Origin of the sequence: Mycobacterium sp., assembly GCF_035570115.1 — a bacterium.
Lineage (GTDB): Bacteria > Actinomycetota > Actinomycetes > Mycobacteriales > Mycobacteriaceae > Mycobacterium.
This window is the reverse complement of sequence record NZ_DATMLH010000331.1, coordinates 18,504-36,837: the sequence shown is the minus strand read 5'-3', so window position 1 is coordinate 36,837 and position 18,334 is coordinate 18,504. Positions and strand designations below refer to the sequence as shown.

The 18,334-nt window shown below is 66.2% G+C and carries 16 protein-coding genes and 1 pseudogene; 7 read left to right on the top strand and 10 right to left on the bottom strand.

The window, feature by feature from the left end; translation table 11 throughout:
* From VNW74_RS31235 to eccE, 5 genes and pseudogenes are all read left to right on the top strand, one after another.
* Positions 1 to 141, top strand: a pseudogene (locus VNW74_RS31235) (WXG100 family type VII secretion target); the annotation flags it as partial.
* 21 nt (positions 142 to 162) lie between these two features.
* On the top strand, positions 163 to 1,032 hold the full coding sequence (locus tag VNW74_RS31230) for an ESX secretion-associated protein EspG (RefSeq protein WP_325684166.1): 870 nt from the start codon (positions 163 to 165) through the stop codon (positions 1,030 to 1,032).
* An 84-nt stretch (positions 1,033 to 1,116) separates the two neighbouring features.
* Positions 1,117 to 2,550 (top strand): type VII secretion integral membrane protein EccD, encoded by a 1,434-nt coding sequence (gene eccD / locus VNW74_RS31225; RefSeq protein ID WP_325684164.1) that lies wholly within the window; start codon positions 1,117 to 1,119, stop codon positions 2,548 to 2,550.
* A complete protein-coding gene (gene mycP, locus VNW74_RS31220) occupies positions 2,547 to 3,941 on the top strand; it encodes a type VII secretion-associated serine protease mycosin (protein ID WP_414686830.1) in 1,395 nt (464 codons plus the stop codon). Before eccD ends, mycP begins: the two co-directional genes overlap by 4 nt.
* On the top strand, positions 3,938 to 5,011 hold the full coding sequence (gene eccE / locus VNW74_RS31215; RefSeq protein WP_325684160.1) for a type VII secretion protein EccE: 1,074 nt from the start codon (positions 3,938 to 3,940) through the stop codon (positions 5,009 to 5,011). The genes mycP and eccE overlap by 4 nt, the downstream gene beginning before the upstream one ends.
* Here eccE and VNW74_RS31210 read toward each other — a convergent pair.
* The gene (locus tag VNW74_RS31210; protein WP_325684158.1) at positions 4,920 to 5,819 is read right to left on the bottom strand and encodes an amidohydrolase family protein; all 900 of its coding nucleotides are present in this window, start codon (positions 5,817 to 5,819) and stop codon (positions 4,920 to 4,922) included. The two genes, eccE and VNW74_RS31210, sit on opposite strands and share 92 nt — an antisense overlap.
* Before the next feature lie 86 nt (positions 5,820 to 5,905).
* On the opposite strand from VNW74_RS31210, the gene VNW74_RS31205 reads away from it, so the two are divergent.
* Positions 5,906 to 6,673 (top strand): trans-aconitate 2-methyltransferase, encoded by a 768-nt coding sequence (locus VNW74_RS31205; protein ID WP_325684156.1) that lies wholly within the window; start codon positions 5,906 to 5,908, stop codon positions 6,671 to 6,673.
* A gap of 4 nt (positions 6,674 to 6,677) precedes the next feature.
* On the opposite strand, the gene stf0 is transcribed toward VNW74_RS31205, so the two are convergent.
* The 4 genes from stf0 to bluB form a co-directional block, all read right to left on the bottom strand.
* Entirely contained in the window at positions 6,678 to 7,481 is an 804-nt protein-coding gene (gene stf0, locus VNW74_RS31200) for a trehalose 2-sulfotransferase (protein ID WP_325684154.1), read from the bottom strand.
* Positions 7,482 to 7,545: 64 nt separating this feature from the next.
* Positions 7,546 to 8,943 (bottom strand): sulfatase, encoded by a 1,398-nt coding sequence (locus VNW74_RS31195; RefSeq protein WP_325684168.1) that lies wholly within the window; start codon positions 8,941 to 8,943, stop codon positions 7,546 to 7,548.
* A 101-nt stretch (positions 8,944 to 9,044) separates the two neighbouring features.
* Positions 9,045 to 9,989 carry a hypothetical protein gene (locus tag VNW74_RS31190; protein WP_325684152.1) on the bottom strand — a complete coding sequence of 315 codons (945 nt, stop codon included), beginning with the start codon at positions 9,987 to 9,989 and terminating at the stop codon, positions 9,045 to 9,047.
* 7 nt (positions 9,990 to 9,996) lie between these two features.
* Positions 9,997 to 10,689 (bottom strand): 5,6-dimethylbenzimidazole synthase, encoded by a 693-nt coding sequence (gene bluB, locus VNW74_RS31185; protein ID WP_325684150.1) that lies wholly within the window; start codon positions 10,687 to 10,689, stop codon positions 9,997 to 9,999.
* Positions 10,690 to 10,800: 111 nt separating this feature from the next.
* On the opposite strand from bluB, the gene VNW74_RS31180 reads away from it, so the two are divergent.
* Positions 10,801 to 11,118, top strand: coding sequence for a hypothetical protein (locus VNW74_RS31180; protein WP_325684148.1), 318 nt, complete (start codon positions 10,801 to 10,803; stop codon positions 11,116 to 11,118).
* 3 nt (positions 11,119 to 11,121) lie between these two features.
* Here the strand turns inward: VNW74_RS31180 and VNW74_RS31175 are convergent, their stop codons facing one another.
* The 5 genes from VNW74_RS31175 to VNW74_RS31155 form a co-directional block, all read right to left on the bottom strand.
* The gene (locus VNW74_RS31175; protein ID WP_325684146.1) at positions 11,122 to 11,604 is read right to left on the bottom strand and encodes a hypothetical protein; all 483 of its coding nucleotides are present in this window, start codon (positions 11,602 to 11,604) and stop codon (positions 11,122 to 11,124) included.
* Positions 11,605 to 11,638: 34 nt separating this feature from the next.
* On the bottom strand, positions 11,639 to 12,601 hold the full coding sequence (locus tag VNW74_RS31170) for a hypothetical protein (protein ID WP_325684144.1): 963 nt from the start codon (positions 12,599 to 12,601) through the stop codon (positions 11,639 to 11,641).
* A gap of 56 nt (positions 12,602 to 12,657) precedes the next feature.
* Positions 12,658 to 14,847 carry a DUF5632 domain-containing protein gene (locus tag VNW74_RS31165; protein WP_325684142.1) on the bottom strand — a complete coding sequence of 730 codons (2,190 nt, stop codon included), beginning with the start codon at positions 14,845 to 14,847 and terminating at the stop codon, positions 12,658 to 12,660.
* The gene (locus VNW74_RS31160; protein WP_325684140.1) at positions 14,844 to 15,287 is read right to left on the bottom strand and encodes a hypothetical protein; all 444 of its coding nucleotides are present in this window, start codon (positions 15,285 to 15,287) and stop codon (positions 14,844 to 14,846) included. The genes VNW74_RS31165 and VNW74_RS31160 overlap by 4 nt, the downstream gene beginning before the upstream one ends.
* Positions 15,288 to 15,807: 520 nt before the next feature.
* Positions 15,808 to 18,315, bottom strand: coding sequence for an ATP-binding cassette domain-containing protein (locus VNW74_RS31155; RefSeq protein ID WP_325684138.1), 2,508 nt, complete (start codon positions 18,313 to 18,315; stop codon positions 15,808 to 15,810).
* Positions 18,316 to 18,334 lie beyond the last annotated feature (19 nt).

The window sequence follows — 18,334 nt, the reverse complement described above, 5'->3', positions numbered from 1 at the left end:
TATCAGGCTTGGCAGGCCCAGTGGAACCAGGCCATGGAGCAACTGGTGTTGGCCTACCGTGCGATGGCCGGCACCCACGAGAACAACACCACCTCGATGCTGGCCCGCGACCAAGCCGAAGGCGCCAAATGGGGCGGCTAGCCCGATCGAAGGCAAGGCTGGATGGCTGCTGCGCCTAACGCCGTCGAGCTCACCGTCGAACAGGCATGGTTTATCGCCGAAACTGTTGGAGCGGGGACGTTCCCATGGGTCTTGGCGATCACCATGCCATATACCGACGCGGGTGAGCGCGGCGCGTTTATCGAACGTCAGGCCGCCGAGCTGACCCGGATGGGGATGATGTCCGCCAGCGGTGTTGTCAACCCGGCGGTGGCCGACTGGATCCGGCAGGTGTGCTTTCCGGACCGCTGGCTGGATCTGCGCTACGTGGGATCCCGCCAGGCCTCTGGTACCGACGACCTGCTGCGCGGGATCATCGCGCGGCGCGGTGGTGAAACCAAAAAAACCATTGTCGCGCTGCGTAACGCGCAGCTGGTGACGTTCACGGCGATGGACATCGACGACGCCCGGGCGCTGGTGCCGGTGCTGAGTGTCGGATTGGCGCAGCGTCCGCCCGCGCGCTTCGATGAATTCAACCTGCCTGCACGGGTGGGCGCGCGGGCCGACGAGCGGCTGCGCAACGGTGGCTCGCTCGCCGAAGTCCTTGACTACCTGGGCATCCCGCAGTCAGCACGTTCGGTGGTGGAGTCGGTGTTCAGCGGGCCGCGCAGCTACGTTGAGATCGTCGCCGGCTGCCGCCACGACGGACAGCACGCCAGTACCGAGGTTGGCGTGAGCATCGTCGACACCGCCGCGGGCAGAGTGCTGGTCACCCCGTCACGCGCCTTCGACGGCGAATGGATTTCGACATTTCGGCCCGGAACCGCGTTTGCGATCGCCCTCGCTGTCGAGCAGCTCACCGCGCAGTTGCCGGATGCCGAGTGGTTCCCGGGTAATCGACTGTCCCGAGATTTCAGTGTGCAGTCCAACTAGCCGGCCGTCTGAGCCTTCCCATAGCAACCACTGTTCACCAAGAGAAAGAGAACGAATGTCCCCCCAAAGCCTGAGGAGCCGGTGATGTCCAGCGCTGTGATGCCCATAGTGCGGGTCGCCATCCTCTCCGACAGTCGGCTGACCGAGATAGCGCTGCCCGCGGAGCTGCCGCTGCGCGAAATCCTCCCGGCGGTGGAGCGTTTGGTGGTCCCCACGGTCGGGGACGGCGAGGCGGATGGGGCCGGCGACGACGGCGCCGCTACCGGTCCGGTGACCCCCGCTCGGCTCAGCCTTGCCCCGATCGGCGGGGCGCCGTTCAGCCTCGACGCCAGTCTCGACACCGTCGGCGTCGTCGATGGTGATCTGCTGGCTTTGCAACCGATCCCCGCCGGGACGGCCGCGCCGGGCATCGTCGAGGACATCGCCGACGCGGCGGTGATCTTCTCGGCATCCCGATTGAAGCCCTGGGGCATCGCCCACATTCAGTACGGCGCGCTGGCCGCGGTCGTCGGATTGGTCTGGGCCGCAACCGGCCTGGCCGCTACCCACCGAGTGCTCACCGGCGCGCCGGCCGGGCTGTTCGCCGTCGGCGCGGTCGCGGTGCTCGCTGCGCTGGCCGGCTTCGTATACCGCTCACCCCGTGCGGGCGCGGTCCTCTCGGTCGCCGCGCTAGTGCCCATCGTCGCGGCGTTGGCTTTGGTCGTACCGGGAAGCTTTGGCGCGGCGCAAGTGACGCTGGCCTCCGCCGGGGTGGCCGCGTGGTCGCTGATCAACCTCGTCCTTCCTCGCCGCGAAGGTGGCAGCGCGATAGCGGTTTTCACTGCTACGGCGGTGCTCGGCGTGGGTGCGCTGTTGGCTGCGGGCGCGGCGTCGCTGTGGCAACTGCCGCTGGTGACCCTTGGCTGCCTGCTGATCGTGGTCGCACTGTTGGTCACTGTCGAGGCCGCTCAACTATCCGCGCTGTGGGCGCGATTCCCGCTGCCGGTCATCCCCGCACCCGGGGATCCCACCCCGTCAGCACCGTCGTTGCGGGTACTGCAGGACCTGCCGCGACGGGTACGGATCAGCGACGCGCACCAAACCGGTTTCATCGCGGGGGCCGTGCTGCTCAGCGCGATCGGGTCGGTCACGATCGCATTGCGTCCGGAAACATTGGCCGCCTGGGGCTGGTACGTGGTAGCCGCGACCTCTGCGGCGGCTGCGTTGCGGGCCCGGGTATGGGACTCGGCCGCATGCAAAGCCTGGCTGCTGGCTCAGCCCTACTTGGTGAGCGTGGTCTTGGTGGTGTTCTACACCGCGACCGCCCGTTACCCGGCCGCGCTCATCGCTGTAATAGTGCTTGCGGCATTGGTGTTGGCGTGGGTGATGGTCGCGCTGAACCCGCTGATTGCTTCACCGGACACTTACTCGTTGCCGGTGCGCCGACTGCTGGGTTTCGTCGCGTCGGGAATCGACGCCTCGCTGATACCTGTTATCGCGTACCTGGTCGGACTGTTCAGCTTGGTGCTCAATCGATGAGCTCTGCCCGCGCCTTGCGGCGATGCGGTTGCTTCGCAGCGGTTATGGCTGCCGTGTTGTCGACCTGTCCACCGGCTCTGGCGATCAGCCAGCCAAAGGTCGACCCCGGCGCTGCTCCGCCCAAGGGTGCCCCGGGTCCGGTGCAGCCGATGCAGAAGAGCGGCGATTGCACGAGCTCCGGTGTCATCCCCGGCAGCGATCCCGGGGTGGTGACGGCCGACCAGCGGATGATGGATCCGTCTGCGGCGTGGCGGTTTTCCCGTGGCGAAGGGCAGCTGGTGGCGGTCTTGGACAGCGGAGTGCGGCCGGGGCCGCGGCTGCCCGGTGTGCAGCCGGGTGGCGACTATGTCGAATCGACCGATGGCCTTACCGACTGTGACGGGCACGGCACGCTGGTCGCCGGGCTGATTGCCGGCCAGCCCGGCAACGACGGTTTCGCCGGAATCGCGCCTGCGGCCCGGCTGGTGTCTTTGCGCGTGACGTCAGCGAAGTTCTCGCCGCGGACTCCGGGCGGCGATCCGACGCTGGCACGTGCGGCCGGCGACGTGGCCGCGCTGAGCCGCGCGATCGTCCATGCGGCCGACCTGGGCGCCCGGGTGATCGACATCTCCGCGATCACCTGCCTGCCTGCCGATCGCAACGTCGACCAGGCCGAACTCGGTGCCGCGATCCGTTACGCGGCGGTGGACAAGGACACGGTCATCGTGGCTGCGGCCGGCGACAGTGGTTCCGCCGGTTGGGGTTCCGGTGCAGCATCGTGTGAATCGAACCCGCTGACCGACTTGGGACGTCCCGACGATCCGCGCAACTGGGCAGCTGTGACGACGGTGTCGGTGCCCTCCTGGTGGCAGCCCTACGTGCTGTCGGTGGCCTCGCTGACGCCCGACGCCCAGCCGTCGAAATTCACGATGGCCGGCCCGTGGGTGGGTATCGCGGCGCCCGGCGAGAACATCGCTTCGGTAAGTAACCGCGACGACGGCGGGCTCGCCAACGGGCTGCCCAACCAACGCCAGCAGTTGGTCCCGCTCAACGGGACCGATTACGCGGCCGGTTACGTATCCGGTGCTGCGGCGCTGATTCGCAGCAAGTACCCGCAACTCAACGCGAGCCAGGTGATACAGCGCATCACCGCAACCGCGCACAACGGTGCCCGTGCGCCGTCCAACGTCGTCGGCGCCGGCACCCTGGATCCCGTTGCGGCCCTGACCTGGCAGCTGCCCGCCAGCACTAATCCCGGTGCGCCGGTGAAACAGCTTGCGCCGCCGCCGGAACCGGCACCGAAGAGCCCCACGCCGCGGATCGTCGCATTCGCCGGCACCGCTGCCCTGATTTTGGCCGTCGTGGCTGTCACCTCGATCGCCGCGCGCCGACGAAAGGAGCCCACACCGTGAGCCCGCATCAATCCCTGACGCCGCCCACTGGACGAATCACGTTGGTGGCACTGGCTGTCGTGGCCGCGGCCATGGGCTTCCCGTGGCAGTCGGCACGCGAGCGTTGGGTGCTCGGAATCGCGGTCATCGTGGTAATCACGCTGCTGGCCCGGTGGCGTGGACTGGCGGTGACGACGATTCTGGGCCGTCGGTTGGCGATGCGGCGTCACAGCCGCGGTGCGCGCCTGGCTGACGAATCCGTCACCGACGCACGGACTACCGCGCTGCTGCGTGTCACACCGCCGGAGTCGAGTCCCGATGTGCTGCCGTTGCCACTGATCGCCGGCTACGCCGACCGCTACGGCCTGCACGCGGACGCCATCCGCGTTACCAGTCGCGACTCAACGTCCGATACCGTTGTGCGCGAACGGGAGACCTGGATTGGACTGACATTTTCGGCCGCCGACAACCTCGCGGCGCTGCAGGCCCGTTCGCCGCAAATTCCGCTGCACCAGACCGCCGAGGTCGCAGCGCGCCGACTCGCCGATCACCTCCGTGAGAGCGGGTGGACGGCTACCATCGCCGAACCCGAAGATGTTCCAGGGCTCTACGCTCGGTCGGCCCACGAAACCTGGCACGGTGTCCAACACAAGAGCGCGGATTATGTTGCGGCGTACCAGGTTAAGGCCGACACCGCGTTGGCGAACACTCTCGCGGCGATCTGGTCATACCCGGTCCGCGAAGCATGGACGGCGTTGGAGCTCACCGGTGCAGGCGACGAGCAGAAGCTGGCCGTCGCCTGCGCATTCCATACCGACGCCCCTCCCGCTGCGGGCGGACCATTGCCCGGGCTGATTTCGCAGGCTGGTAATCAACGGCCGGCACTGACGGCGTTGCACCCGTTGTCGAGTCAACAGCTTGACGGTCATGTCGATCTACCCGAAGCCCTGCTACTGGCGCGGCTGCGCTGGCCCAGCGCCGTCGCACTGCAGCCGGTGGCTAGCGGACGGCGCCGGCCGGATGGAACAGGTCGGCAGCGTTCCGATAGAACACCTTCCGCAGCCACTCATCGTCGGCACCGGGCAGGTTAGTGATTGACCGCATTGCGTCGACGTAGCTGTACGGGATGTTGGGGAAGTCGCTGCCGAACAAGATGCGGTCGCCGACCTGCCGCAGTCGGGGTAGCTGAGACGGCGGGAACGGCATCACCTCGTCGACGAACGGGGTGAAAGCCATTGTGGTGTCTAGCCGAACGTCGGCTGAACTCTCGCAGATGTCGAGAAACTCGGCATACTCCGGCATTCCCAGGTGTGCAACGATCAGCCGCAGGCGCGGATAGCGGCTCAGCAGCCGACGTATCGGCTCAGGCCCGGTGTGTTCGCCCGGCACCGGCCCAGAGCCGCAATGAATGACCACCGGTACCCGGGCGTCCTCGATGACTCCCCAAACATGGTCGAGGAGTGGGTCGTTCGGCTCGTACCGACCTACCTGGACATGTACCTTGAAGACTTGGGTGCCGTCGCGGATCGCCGTCTCAACGTAGTCTCCGGCACCTGACTCAGGGTAAAACGTCGCAGTGGCAAGGCAATCCGGCGTCGATTTGGCGAACTGGGCAGCCCACTGGTTCAGCCACGCCGCCATCTGCGGCTTGTGCGGATAGACCAATGCGGTGAAGTTGCGCACGCCGAACCGCCGCAGCAGCTGTACTCGTCGGGATTCCGCCGCCCGATAGCTGATCGGCCATTCGCGACCCACCAGCGGGCCGGCGGAATCGAAGTAGTGCCACACCTTGTCCAGGACCGATTTCGGCATGAAGTGGGTGTGCACGTCGATCACGCCGGGCAGGTCCAGTGCAGACCAGATCTGTCGGACCTGCGCGACCTCGTCTTCGTCGGTCATCGGCCATCCTCGACTCGTCCGGCAAGCTGCGGGTAATACGGTTTGTCTATCAGGCGCCTCGCGGGCCGTTGATGAGGAGGACCAATATGTGGGAACCAGACGTCTACCTGGCCTTCGCCGATCAGCGCGCCCGGCCGTTCTACGACTTACTGTCCCGGGTGGGTGCCCAGCAGCCACGTCGGGTGGTCGACCTAGGCTGCGGCGCGGGCAACCTGACCCTGCAGCTGGCTCGGCGCTGGCCGGACGCGGTGGTCGAGGCGCTGGACAGCTCGCCGGAAATGGTCGCCGCCGCCCGCGAGCGCGGCGTGGATGCCGCCGTGGGAGATCTGAGAACCTGGACGCCGCAGCCCGATACCGACGTCATACTCAGCAATGCCGCCCTGCATTGGGTGCCCGAACACGGCGAGCTGATCGTCCGATGGGCCGGCCAGCTGGCCGCGGGAGCGTGGATCGCTATTCAGATGCCCGGGAACTTCGAGACCCCATCGCACTCTTCGGCGCGCGCTGTGGCCCGTCGCGAGCCATACGCAAAGACCCTGCGTGACACTCCGTTTCGGGTGGGGAGCGTCGTCGATACGCCAGCGCACTATGCCGAGCTCCTGATCGACGCCGGCTGCACCGTCGACGCCTGGGAAACCACCTACGTCCACCAGCTGACCGGCGAGCATCCAGTCCTGGACTGGATCAGCGGCACCGCGCTGTTGCCGGTGCGTGAACGGCTCAACGAGCAGGAGTACGAACGGTTTCGCGAGGAGCTCATCCCACTGCTTGCTGATGCCTACCCGCCCCGGCATGACGGGACCACGTTCTTCCCGTTCCGGCGAGTGTTCATCGTCGCCCGGGTAGGCGGCTAACCAGTTACTCCGGTAGTCCCAATCGCTGTGCGTCGTCGCGGTAGCGATCGACCCATTCGTCGGAGCGCTGATCGGCCTGACGTTCCAGCACCGGCGCCGGCGCCAACCCTGGATCTTGGCCGACGGCCTCCAAAATCGTGGCGACGATCGAGGTCAGATTGCGCCACAGCACCGGATAGGCCACATCAATTGGGTCGATCTGCTCTTCGGCGAACCAGTTATTCCAGCCCTCCTCCTGATCCCGCAGACCCCTGACGATATGGGCGATGGCACCGGCGTGGTACGCGGCCCGTGAATCGCGCTCAGGATCTGGGCGGCCCCGCCAGACCTGAGTCTGCACCGCCCGCCAGAACGACACCGCCTGCGAAACTACATCTGGCCGGTATACGTGCACGTACACGGGTTCGCTTCCAATCACGTCCCGAATCGCTGCCCGCAGACTGTCCCCGGACCGGGCGGGTAATCCCGCCGCCCGTTGCCGCAGCAGCGGCGTCTGGTTCCACATCAACTTGCCGCCCCAGATACCGTTGGGTGTCCGGCCGGAGCTCCGGATGTGCTCGCGCCAGGCAGCGGCGGACGCGTTATCCGGTGTGCCCGGCTCCAGCGGATCGAGAAGCCGCAGGATCGTTTCGTCCTCGGTTCCGGCGAACCACTGTCGCGGTTGGGGCGCCATGCCGGTAGTCGGTAGGTACTGGAAGAACTCCTGCGGCTCGCCGGCGCTGCCCGTCGCGCGTAGCGATTCGACCAGCAGCGTGCTGCCGCAGCGCTGCGAGGCGAGTACGAGATAGGCCGTCGGATGCGCGGGCATCTGGTGAGCCTAGCTGCACTTCGTGGTGTGGTGTCCACGCGTATTACGTTCACGCTGAACGCAACTATTGCTCGATGCGCTGAACTCCATCTTCGATTCCGCGGTCGACGGCGATCGCCGATCGACTGGTCGGCGTCATTTCGTGGATCCGCAAATACGTCTCGGTATAGCGAGCTGCGATGCGGCTACCGGCGAAGTCGGACGGTATGACGTCGCCGGTCTGCTGACGCCAATCATGCAGCCGCACTGCGAGATCGGTGGCTATCGCGTCGGCGCGGTCGAGCCCGTCGCCGAGAAGTAAGTTGTTGGTCTCGGCGGGATCTGCACGGAGATCGTAGAGTTCGCGTTCGGGCCGTGGGGAGGTGACCAACGGCGCGACAGCTTGGCCGGATGGGCTTTCCTCGATGTCCCACGGCAGATCCAGTAGCGGCCGGCGTGCGTAATTCTCGATATAGCTGAAGTCTTTCGTCCTGATCGCGCGGATCGGATCAAACGAGTCGTGATAGGTCTTGGCGGTGTATACGTGATCGCGCACCGCCGTGGTGCTGTCCGGCGCAAGCAGCGCCCGCGCGTGCGAGATGCCCTCGATGTCACTCTGCTCGGCTATGCCGAGGAGGTCGAGGAGCGTCGGGACCAAATCCACGCCGCTGAACAGACCGTCGTAAACCTCTGGGGCGATTGATATTCTGGTGGGCGGGCGGATGATCATCGCGATACCCGTTCCGGCATCGTAGAGCGTGGATTTCGCGCGCGGGAAGGCCGGACCATGGTCGGTGACGAAGACCACCCACGTGTTGGCGTCAAGCTTGGTGGCGGCAAGCGTGTCCAAGATCTGGCCGACTGCCGCGTCGGCGGTGGCGATGGCTCCGTAGAAGTCGGCCAGATCTTGGCGCACCGCAACGGTATCGGGCAGATAATCGGGCGGATCGATACCAGCGGCGTCGGCCGGTTGGTAGCGCTCCCGTGGATAGGGTCGGTGCGTCTCGAAAAAGCCGGCCGTCAACAGGAACGGCCGGCTGGGGTCATGGTCTCGCAGCCATTGCTGAGCCCGTTCGACCACGTATTCGCAGTAGGAGTTGGACACGTCGAACTCGTCGAAGCCCAGTCTCGACGGGTGAGAGGTCTCGTGCTGCATACCGAAAAGAGCTGAGTACCAGCCATATTCGGACATGATTTGAGGCAGCGTACGAACCCCCGAGCGGTATTCCCAACCATGGTGGGCCAGGCCGACCAGTCCATTGCTCTGCGGGTAGCGGCCGGTGAACAGTGATCCGCGCGACGGCGAGCACAACGGGGCCGTGGCATGTGCTCTGGTGAACAAGATGCCCTCGCCGGCCAGCCGATCGAGTCGCGGACTCGAAACGTCGGTATGACCGTAGACGCCGAGATACCGGCCCAGATCGTGCCAGTGCACGATTAGCACATTGTCGCGCCGCTGACCGGTCGCCTCCTGGTCGACGATTACCGTCACCTCCTCTGCTTGCCGGGTCCCGTCGACGTTATCGGCAGCGGTGTTTTGGTAGTTATGGCGGGGCGTGTCGCCCAAACTTAGACGCCCGCGACTCACCAGTGCGGCGGGGGATAACCGCCCGGACCGGGCAGGCCTTGCGGTGGCGGTGGCGGCTGGCCGTACGGCCATGACCCACCGCTTGGGAATCCGCCGGGTGCAGGGCCGCCGACCAACCTCGGCGGCAGGCCCAGGGTTATCCGGAATGCGGGGATGAACATGAGGCCACCAACAGCGGCGATGATAAACCCCGCGATCAGGTCATAGGTGAGTCGGCCGGTGGCGCCGTAGCGGGCTTCGCAGCCGATCGCCAGCAGCAGCATCACGATGCCACCGCCGAGGATCACAAATTGCCCCATCTGCCTTTTGAGGAAGAGCATTACGGCGCCGCCGGTAGCCGCGAGGCCGGCCCCGATGATGAGGAACAGGCAGGTCACCAGGGTCGCTGGAATGCTGGGCACGGTATGTCTGATGTGCTCACGGCAAATCGTGGAGTACTCACCGCCGAACCGGTTACACACGTCCGAAGCGCGGTTGACCGCGCTGTTCATGTTGATCCACAACGTCAGCGTGAGAATCGCGCCAAGCAACCCGAGCAACCCGACGACGGCAAAGGTGATCCAGCTGATGGCCTGCTGGGAAGTTGGGGCGATAGCGGGCGCACCGTAGCCGGCCCACGCGGGCTGCTGACCGTAACCGGCCGGCGGGTAAACAGGTCCGAGGGGAGGCGGCGCGCCGTAGCCAGGGTAGGGCGGTTGCTGGGCGTGGGTAGGAGCGGCCGGCTGGCCGTAGCCTCCGAGGGCCGACTGGTCACGGTAGCCAGGCTCGATGTGCTCGCGAGGATTGTCTGACGAACTGTCCCATTGCGGAGGGAAGCCTGCCGGAGGAGGTTGCACTCCGGAATCGTAACCGCCGCGGGCCACGGCGATTGCCGGGCTATGCGCCGGGCAGAACACCTCGACGCGGAGTCCGAGCGTCCCGGCCGCCTCGGGGATCGCCACCCCTGCTCTATTGGCTGTCCGGAGTTCGAGTCACGGCCTGGCCTTGCTGCGGCTGTTTGCCCCAGCCGTTCTCCGAAACGAATTCGGGCAGCGGCCTGCCGAACGCCCAGCCATCCAATTCCAGCGAGGGACGATCCGGAAATTCGGGTACCGGGCCGAGGCACAATATTGCCACCGGGTCGGCATCTTCGGGCATGGACAACAACGCCGCCAGTCTGGGCGGGTCGAACAGCGACACCCATCCCATGCCCAGGCCTTCGGATCGCGCTGCCAGCCAAAGGTTTTGGATCGCGCATGACACCGACGCGAGATCCATCTGCGGCATCGTTCGGCGGCCGAAGACATAGCTGTCTCTGCCGTCGCATAGCGCCACCACCAGCAGTTCGGCGCAGTCGAGGATGCCTTCGACCTTCAGCGCCAGAAACTCCTGTTCTCGTCGGCCCAGTGCGTGAGCGGTCAGCAGACGTTCCTCGTCGACCAATGCGTGGATGCGTCGTCGTAGCGACTCGTCGGTGATCCGGATGAACCGCCACGGCTGCATAAGGCCGACGTTGGGTGCCGCATGCGCCGCCTGTAGCACCCGCGCCATGACTTCCTCCGGCACCGTGCTGCCAGGCACGAACCGGCGTATGTCTCGTCGCTCGGAGATGACGCGATACACCGCCTGCCGCTCCTGCGGACTAAACGCGTGATCGCCCATATAGCCATCGTAGGAACCATCGTGTGCGGAGCGGCGAACGGAGCCCAACGTGTCTGCCAGACTGGCATCGAGCGCTGCCGTTTGTCAGAACCGGCGAAAAGGATCGGTCTCATGAAAATTCCGGAATCACTCGACGAATTACCCGCCAACGGCACTCGTGGACGCGTGTATGGCGAGCCCTATCGGACGATTGACGGCGGCACGGTGATCACCGTTGCCAAGGTCCGCGCCGGCACCGCAACGCCGGTCGGTGTGTTCGTCGTCCACGGCGGCACGGCGCGCTGGGTGCCGGCGATCGACTCGAATCGGATCGCCCTGATCGGGGTGATCACCGGCCTGATATCGGCGGTGCTCGCCAGTCTGGCTCTGCTGCGTCGCCCGCCGTGGCCGGACCTGTCGGCGACGTCGTCGGCCTGGCTGCGCCGCTGACCGTTATGGCCGGTAGGTGACGCCGACCGCGCGGAAAACGTATTCCGGCGGCATGTCGAAGCTCAGCGATCGGCGCGGTAACCCAGCGAGGACGTCGCCGGGAACGGCGACTTTGTAATGCAGTGACAGGTGGCCGGTGAACGTTTCGTTCACCCTGCTGACGTCGATATCAATCTGCAGGCCCGTCGAGGCGAGCTGCGCCGTCGCCGCGCCGGATTGCGGTGCGTCCCAACGCACGTCGACCGTGGGGCCGGCCAGTTTCGGCAGCGACGACAGGGTTGCCAGCACTCGTTGCGAGGTGAGTGCCACCGATCCGACGTAGCTGGCGACGCTGTGCGCCGAACGCAGACCCGGGATGGCGCCGCTGAACCGCCGGGTGACCGCAACGTAGTCGGCGAGGTAGGTGAGCCCCTCGGCCTCGATCTGGGCGCGCACGTCGGCTGGCAGCTTGCCGATGCCGAAAAGCCTTCGGACGAAGACCCCCATCAGCCCAGTATGACCACGGCCTCGATAGTGGCTGCTACAGGCCGCGGCGGCCCTCGGCGTCGCCGTCTTCGTCGTTGTCGGGTTGCTGATCGGGTGCGAGTATTCGCCGTGCCGCGACCGGCTTTCCCGCCACGCGCTTCACCACCTCCGGTGCAGTCGACGGACTGGCGATGCGGCCCTGCACGGGGGCGCCGTTCTTCACCGAGGGCGGCACAACGCGTTTGGTATCGGTCTTGCCGTCGCCCCCGGCGCCGCCGGCCATCGCACCGGGCGGCATCATCGGCATGCCGGCCATTCCACCTTTTGGCACGCCTCCCGAATCCGGTGGAGCCGCCGGTACCGGCGGCATGGTGGCCGACGACGCCGGGACAGTACCGGCTGAAGGAATCGGCGGCGGCCCGAGCTGTGAGGCGGGAGCCGTGGCGGCCAGACCGCCGCCCGCACCACCTGCGGCGCCGGCCAACTCGGCAGCGTCACCGCCGAGTCCGCCGGCCGCACCGGCCACCTCGCCGGGTATTGCCTCGGCGGCCGCCGCCCCGCTTCCCGCGCCATGCTGGAACGCGCCCATCGCCGCCTGCATGGCCTGCATACCTTGCTGCGGGATCTGTTGCCCGATTTGGGTAAGCGGTTGCAGGAGACCGTTGAGGGTGCCGGTCAGACTCTGGCCGATCCCCGTTGCTGCCTGCGTGAACTGGGTCAACTCTGACATCGAGTCCTTGCCGCCGACACCGGCGAGGTTCCCGGACGAACTTTCCTCGTTGGCGGGGAATTGCGTGGTGGCGGCGTTGAGTCCGGCTTCGCGTTTGGCTTGCCCCGCCTGAGCTTGGGTGTTGTCCGCGGGATCATCGGCGTTGACGCTCATGCCCAACATCGCCAAGAGTTGCTCGACCCCCGACGGGCCGGAGGCGACCATATCGGAGACGATCTGATGCGGCGGCAGATTCAATCCATGTGTGCGCGCGTAATTTTCAATTATCGCTACCAGCTTTGGATCCATGGCATTGTTCCTTGCGGTGTCGGCTGTCCGTGCTTAATCCAGTGGGACGGTATCGGTCATGGCGCAACTCTTTCCCGCACGGCGGTATTGCAGGCCAAAAACCAGGCAAGGTGATAATTGGCGGCGCTTTTATCCCCGGCGACCAGGGCCTCGATGGCCGCCAGCAGCTGCCAATTGCCGACCTGGTCTGCGTCGACGGCATCCGGGTAGCGGTCCAGCACGCGATCGGCGAGCGTGGTCAGTGCCTCGTGCAGCTGCTCGGCTTCGGACTCGAGTACCCCGGTGCCTCGAGAGGCGGCCCTGGCCAAGGTGTGCGCGAGCCGCGGTAGCCCATCGCGCCAGTGGGTGGCTTGGCTCAGCTGCCAGCTGAGCTCCTCCACTTCGGGTGCGTGCCGTGGCCGCGCCGACGATGGCACCGGCTCGTCGGCGTCGGGGTCAGGACGGTAGTCGCCGGGTACGTAGCCGGCGGCTAGCTTGACCTCGCCCAGCAATGTTTCGATATCGCCGCGTCGGCGCGCTGGCTCGAGAAGTGTTACGGCGGCTGGGATTTCGATACCCGGCGGGATCCAGCCGCTGGCCAGATCGGTCACCAACACGGTGGTCTCGTCTAAGCGATCGCCAATCGCCCACGTCAGCCGGGGTTCTTGGCGGGTGACCACCGCCAGCAGGCGCTGCAACCGGGTTCGCTCCGTCGCATCGGCAGAGATCGCCCCGGCCAGTGCGCCGCCGGCAGTGGCTAAGACGCCCTGGGTCCCGACGCCGGGTGGCGTCTGCGCCGCAGTCGGCGCGGCCGTGGGCTGACGCGCCACCGCCGTGGGCTGACCGACACCGGCCCCACCGGCCGAGGGGTGTACCGGCGCCGAACCCGGCGCGGCTGACACTGATTGACTGATCGGCGCTGACGGGGCCGAAGGCACGATTGGCGGAGCCGCAGGCGACGTCACGATCGGTGGACGCAGGTCGGAGCCGTAGGCGGGCAGCGGACCCGCTGGCTCGGGTGCAACCGCGTACGGAGCGGGAGCGGGTCCGCTCATCATCGTTGAAAGCGGCTCGGAGGTATAGGCCGTCGACGAGGGCGCGGCGGGTGCCTGCGGCGTAGGCGGAGGGGTGTCCCCGACGGTGACCGGTGTACCCGCCGTCGCCGGGATCGTCGGTGCGGCCGGCGTAGTTGGCGGCACCTGTGGTGCTACTGCTTGCACCGGCCCCCCGGGCAGGCCAGGCGCCCCCGGTGTCGTAGGGGCGCCCATCGGCGCCCCCGGGTTCAAGCCCGGTGGCACGTTCGGCGCGTTTGCCGCAAACGCCGGCGGCACGCCTCCCAGCGGCGCCGACGGAATGTTGGACAGCGGCGGTGGCGCAGCAAATCCCGCAGGGGCGCCTAGCGCGCCTACTCCGGTTCCCAGCGCCGCGGGAGCTTGGGGTGTTGGTTCGACGCTGCGGGCCCCAGCGCCTGTTAGTGGGGTGCTGGTGGCCGCCGTTGCGGCGGGAGCTGGGGGCGTTGGTGCGACGCCGCTTGCAGCATCGCCCCTTAGTGGGGTGCTGGTGGCCGCCGGTCCCGCGGGGGCTGGGGGCGTTGGCGCTACGCCACGAGCTCCGCCTGTTGGTGGGTTGGTGGGTGCTCCCAGCTGTGCGGGCTGGTTGAGCGTGCCTCGGACCTGGTCCTCGATGGCCTTCAGGTCGGGCTGCTGGTTCGGATCTATGCCCGCGTCGCGGGCCATCGCGAAAAACGACTGTTCGGTGCCCTGCGCGTCGAGGACACCTTGGCCAGCGCCAATGATGCTGAACGCGCAATCTGCGGCGGCTTGGTTGGCTTGCCGTTGACAATCGGCGACGATTTTGGCGATCTTAGCGACTTTGATCTCTAAGTCGTCTTTCGATTGAAGTTCGTCGTTTATCTGGTTATTGCCATCGTTGGCAATGTCGGTAAGTTTGTGGCGAAGTTGTTGCACGCTGTCAAGGGCGTCTCGTAGCGCTCTTTTGTAGGCGCCGTTTTTTTCCGCGACCTTGGCGGCCTGGTCGGCGCCCTGACGAAAAGCATCCCGGATGGCGTCGGCGGTAATTCCCTCCTGCCCGACAAGGGTAGTCGTGATGGCACTCTGGAGCGTGTCGTGAAGTTGGGAAAAGTTCGCCTGGATCGTTTCACGATTAGCAATAGCATTGGTAAGGGCCGTGACCGATGTGATGCTTACCCACTGCGCACCGACGAGCATCGCCGAGTATGCACCGGGCGGATAATCAGGCGCCGTCATTTGCACAACCGCCGGACCGTCGCCGTCGCCTCATCATCGGCTTTCAGAGCGGGTTGCATCGCCGGATCAAGCGCGGAAAGTCCGTTCAAATAACCAATAAGAGCTTCTTGGTCCGCATTTGCCACATTTCGAACGGCGGCTGCCAGATCAGGCGGAGTGGCGGGCTCTGCTGCGAGCTTCGTCAGCAGATAGCGGCTGCCGGCGTCCAGTGTTTCGTGCGTGAGCGCCGCTGCGGCCAGTTGCGTGGTGTAATCGGCGCTTCCTACGTGGCTGTTAGCAAGATCCAATGCGTGCTGCACTTTCTCGAAGGCCGCACACACGTCTGATTTGGCATTGGTGATTTGCTGATCGGTGAAGGTTGGGCTGCCGCTTGGATTGTGGTCCTGCAAGGGGCGCAACCACCCGACGATGGCGACGACTGCCACCAGTGTTATCGCCACTAGCCAGGCAACCGTCGGCCATCGCCGCGGTCGCCTCGGCTCGCCAGCCGGAAGCCACGGAGGTGGTGCGGACGGCGTCGAAGGCGGGTTGACCATATTGTTGGATGCTACCGCTGATCAACGGTAGTGGTAGTCACCCTTCTTGGGCCCCAAGGTTAACGACGCCCCCCGGGTCACTTCGTGACGATTTGCATCGCGATCGCGGGCTGGCGATTAGGGCTCAACAAGCAGTGCCGACCATTCACCAGGCGGGTAATTAAGCACAGTATTTGCACATCCGCCGGATCTCCGACGCTGCCCCATTGAAGGAATTCTGTGCCAGCCGCCTGCTGCGGTCAGAAATGATACTCCGTGCCGACGTAATTAATTAGCAGACCCTGAAAAGCATTTGACTGCTGTCAAATTGCGGGCTGTCAGGCCACGATTGGCGGAAATGCGCCGGGTGGCAAATCTGACATTCAGCGCTGAATCGCCCATATTTCGCACGGCAATTCGCTCCGGAAAGCCCGCGACACTGCGCCTAACTGCGCGCCCGTAACCGGAGTCGGAATCGGACAATGCCGGTGAAAACAACGGCCAGCACCACGAGCATGCCCATGTCGAACAGCCACGCGCTCCGCACATGACGCCATAACCGGTCGACGGGCAAGCCCGCCTCGACATTGTTCAGATCCACGGTCGACGCCGCGGCCGAGAAACCCCAACGGGCCGGGACCAGCCACGAAATCTGATCCAGCAGCAGCCGCCCGGTCACCGGGATCAGGCCGCCGGCCAACACCATCGAGATCATGATGACCACAACGAGCATTGGCAGCACCTGCTCAGTCGAGCGGGCCAGCGATGACAGCGCCAGCCCCACCATCGCCGAGGTAATCGCCGTCAAAGCCAGCGTCAGCCACAACTCGACCACGCCGGCCAGAACACCGCGGCCTAACAGCGCCCCGCCATGCGACGGCGCGCCTTTCCCGATCGTCATGATCGCGACCATCACCGCGGTGTCGATCAGCGCCGCAGCACTGAAGACAAGGACTTTGGCCATCAGGTACGCCGACGCTGACAGGCCCACGGCCCGCTCGCGCTCGAAAATCATCCGCTCGCCGACCAGGTCGCGCACGGTCAGTGCGGTCCCCATGAACACCGCGCCGATGTTCAGCAGGATCAGGATGTCGATGGGCTCCTCGGGCGCGGTCGCGTTGGCGTTTCCGAGCCCGGTGTTACCCGGAACCGCCAGCGACAGCACACCGAGCACAAACGGCAGCAGCGCCAGAAACGCGAAGTAGCCGCGGTCGGCGGTGATCAGCCGCGCTTGACGGCGGGCCAACGTCCCGACCTGACGCCATCGGCTGGTCTGCGGCGGCTTGCCCAGCCGTGCTGCGCCGGCGGTCGGCGAGGGCCGACGCGGAGCAGCGGGGTGGCGCGCCAGAAATGCCCGGTGCACACCGTCGGGATCGGTGCTGACGCGCGCGAAGATGTCGGCCCAATCGGTGCTGCCCATCGCCGCACCGATCTGCGCGGGCGGGTCGGCGAAGGCGGTCTTGCCGCCGGGCGCCAGCAGCAGGATCTGGTCGCACATGCTGACGTAGGTGAGCGAATGCGTGACGACGATGACAACGCGCCCGGCGTCGGCCAGCCGGCGCAGCATCGTCATCACCTGCCGGTCCAAGGCCGGGTCGAGGCCCGACGTCGGTTCGTCGAGGATCAGCAGCGACGGGCCGGTCAGCAGTTCCATCGCCACCGACGCGCGTTTGCGTTGTCCGCCGGACAGCTTGTCGACGCGAGTCTTCTTGTGGGCGGTCAATTCCAGCTCATCGAGCACGCCCTCGACCACCTTCCGGCGATCCTCGATCGAGGTGTCGGTCGGCAGTCGCAGTTCGGCGGCGTAACTGAGCGCCTGCTCGACGGTGAGCTGGCGGTGCACAACGTCGTCCTGCGGCACCATCCCGATTCGCGAGCGCATCGAGGCGTACTCGGCGTGCACATCGTGCCCGTCAAAGGCGACGACACCGGCGCTGCGCGGCAGCGCGCCACCAATCAGCTTGACCAGGGTGGATTTTCCGGCGCCGGACGGCCCGATCACCGCCGTCAGTGTCCCCGGCTTTGCGGTGAAGGACACATCCTCCAACAGCCGGCGGCCGTCAACGGTCAGCGCCAACCCGTGGGCGATGAGCCCGCTCGTGCGCGACGCCGCGGGCTGCGGCACCAGGGTGTTGCCGGTCGCCAGCAGGTCGGTATTGCCAATGGTGACGACGTCGCCGTCGCGCAACGTCGCGTGCGTGATCAGGGTGCCGTTGACGAAAGTGCCGTTGCTGCTGTTGTTGTCGCGGATCTCGAGACCGGCCGGGCTGGATACCAGCACCGCGTGCACGCGGGAAGCCAACGCGTCGTCGACGACGACGGTGTTGGTCTTCGCGCGGCCGACCGTCGCCGTACCCCGTGAACCCGTCGTTCGCGGCGGGGTTGGTACCCGACCGGGTTCCCTGACAGGTCGGCCCATGTCCGGTCGGCTCGGATGGGTTTGCGGTCCGGGCGGACGGATCGGCGGCCTGGTTTGTGTCGGTGGCGGAGGCGGCGGGGCTGCGGGCCGAAACACTGCCGTCCTCGGGCTGGAGCTTACGGCCTCGTTGTGTCCCGGCGACGGCGCCGACGCGGGGACCCGGAATGTCAGCTTTGGGCCGCTTGGGCTGCCCAGCGTGATGCTCAGGCGGTCGCGGATGGGCACCAAACTGGCGCGGGAGCCTGCGACGTAAACGCCATTCTGGCTTTTGTCGACAACGACCCAGTGCGAGCCGTCGTACCGCAGGATCGCATGCACCCGCGATATCAGCGTGAGGTCGTCGGGGTTGATGTCTTGGAAGCAGATGTCGCAGCCGCGGTCGCGACCCACGATGACGTCCCGGTCGACCGGAAACGTGTACATCGCCGATCCGAGCCATACCGTCAGTGGCGGCACGCCGACCCCGCTCGCCACGGCGAGCTTTGTCGTGTTGCCGCCATCCGACGGTGGGCGGCCGCGATCTGTCGGTGCCATTCACTGCTTTCTATACCCC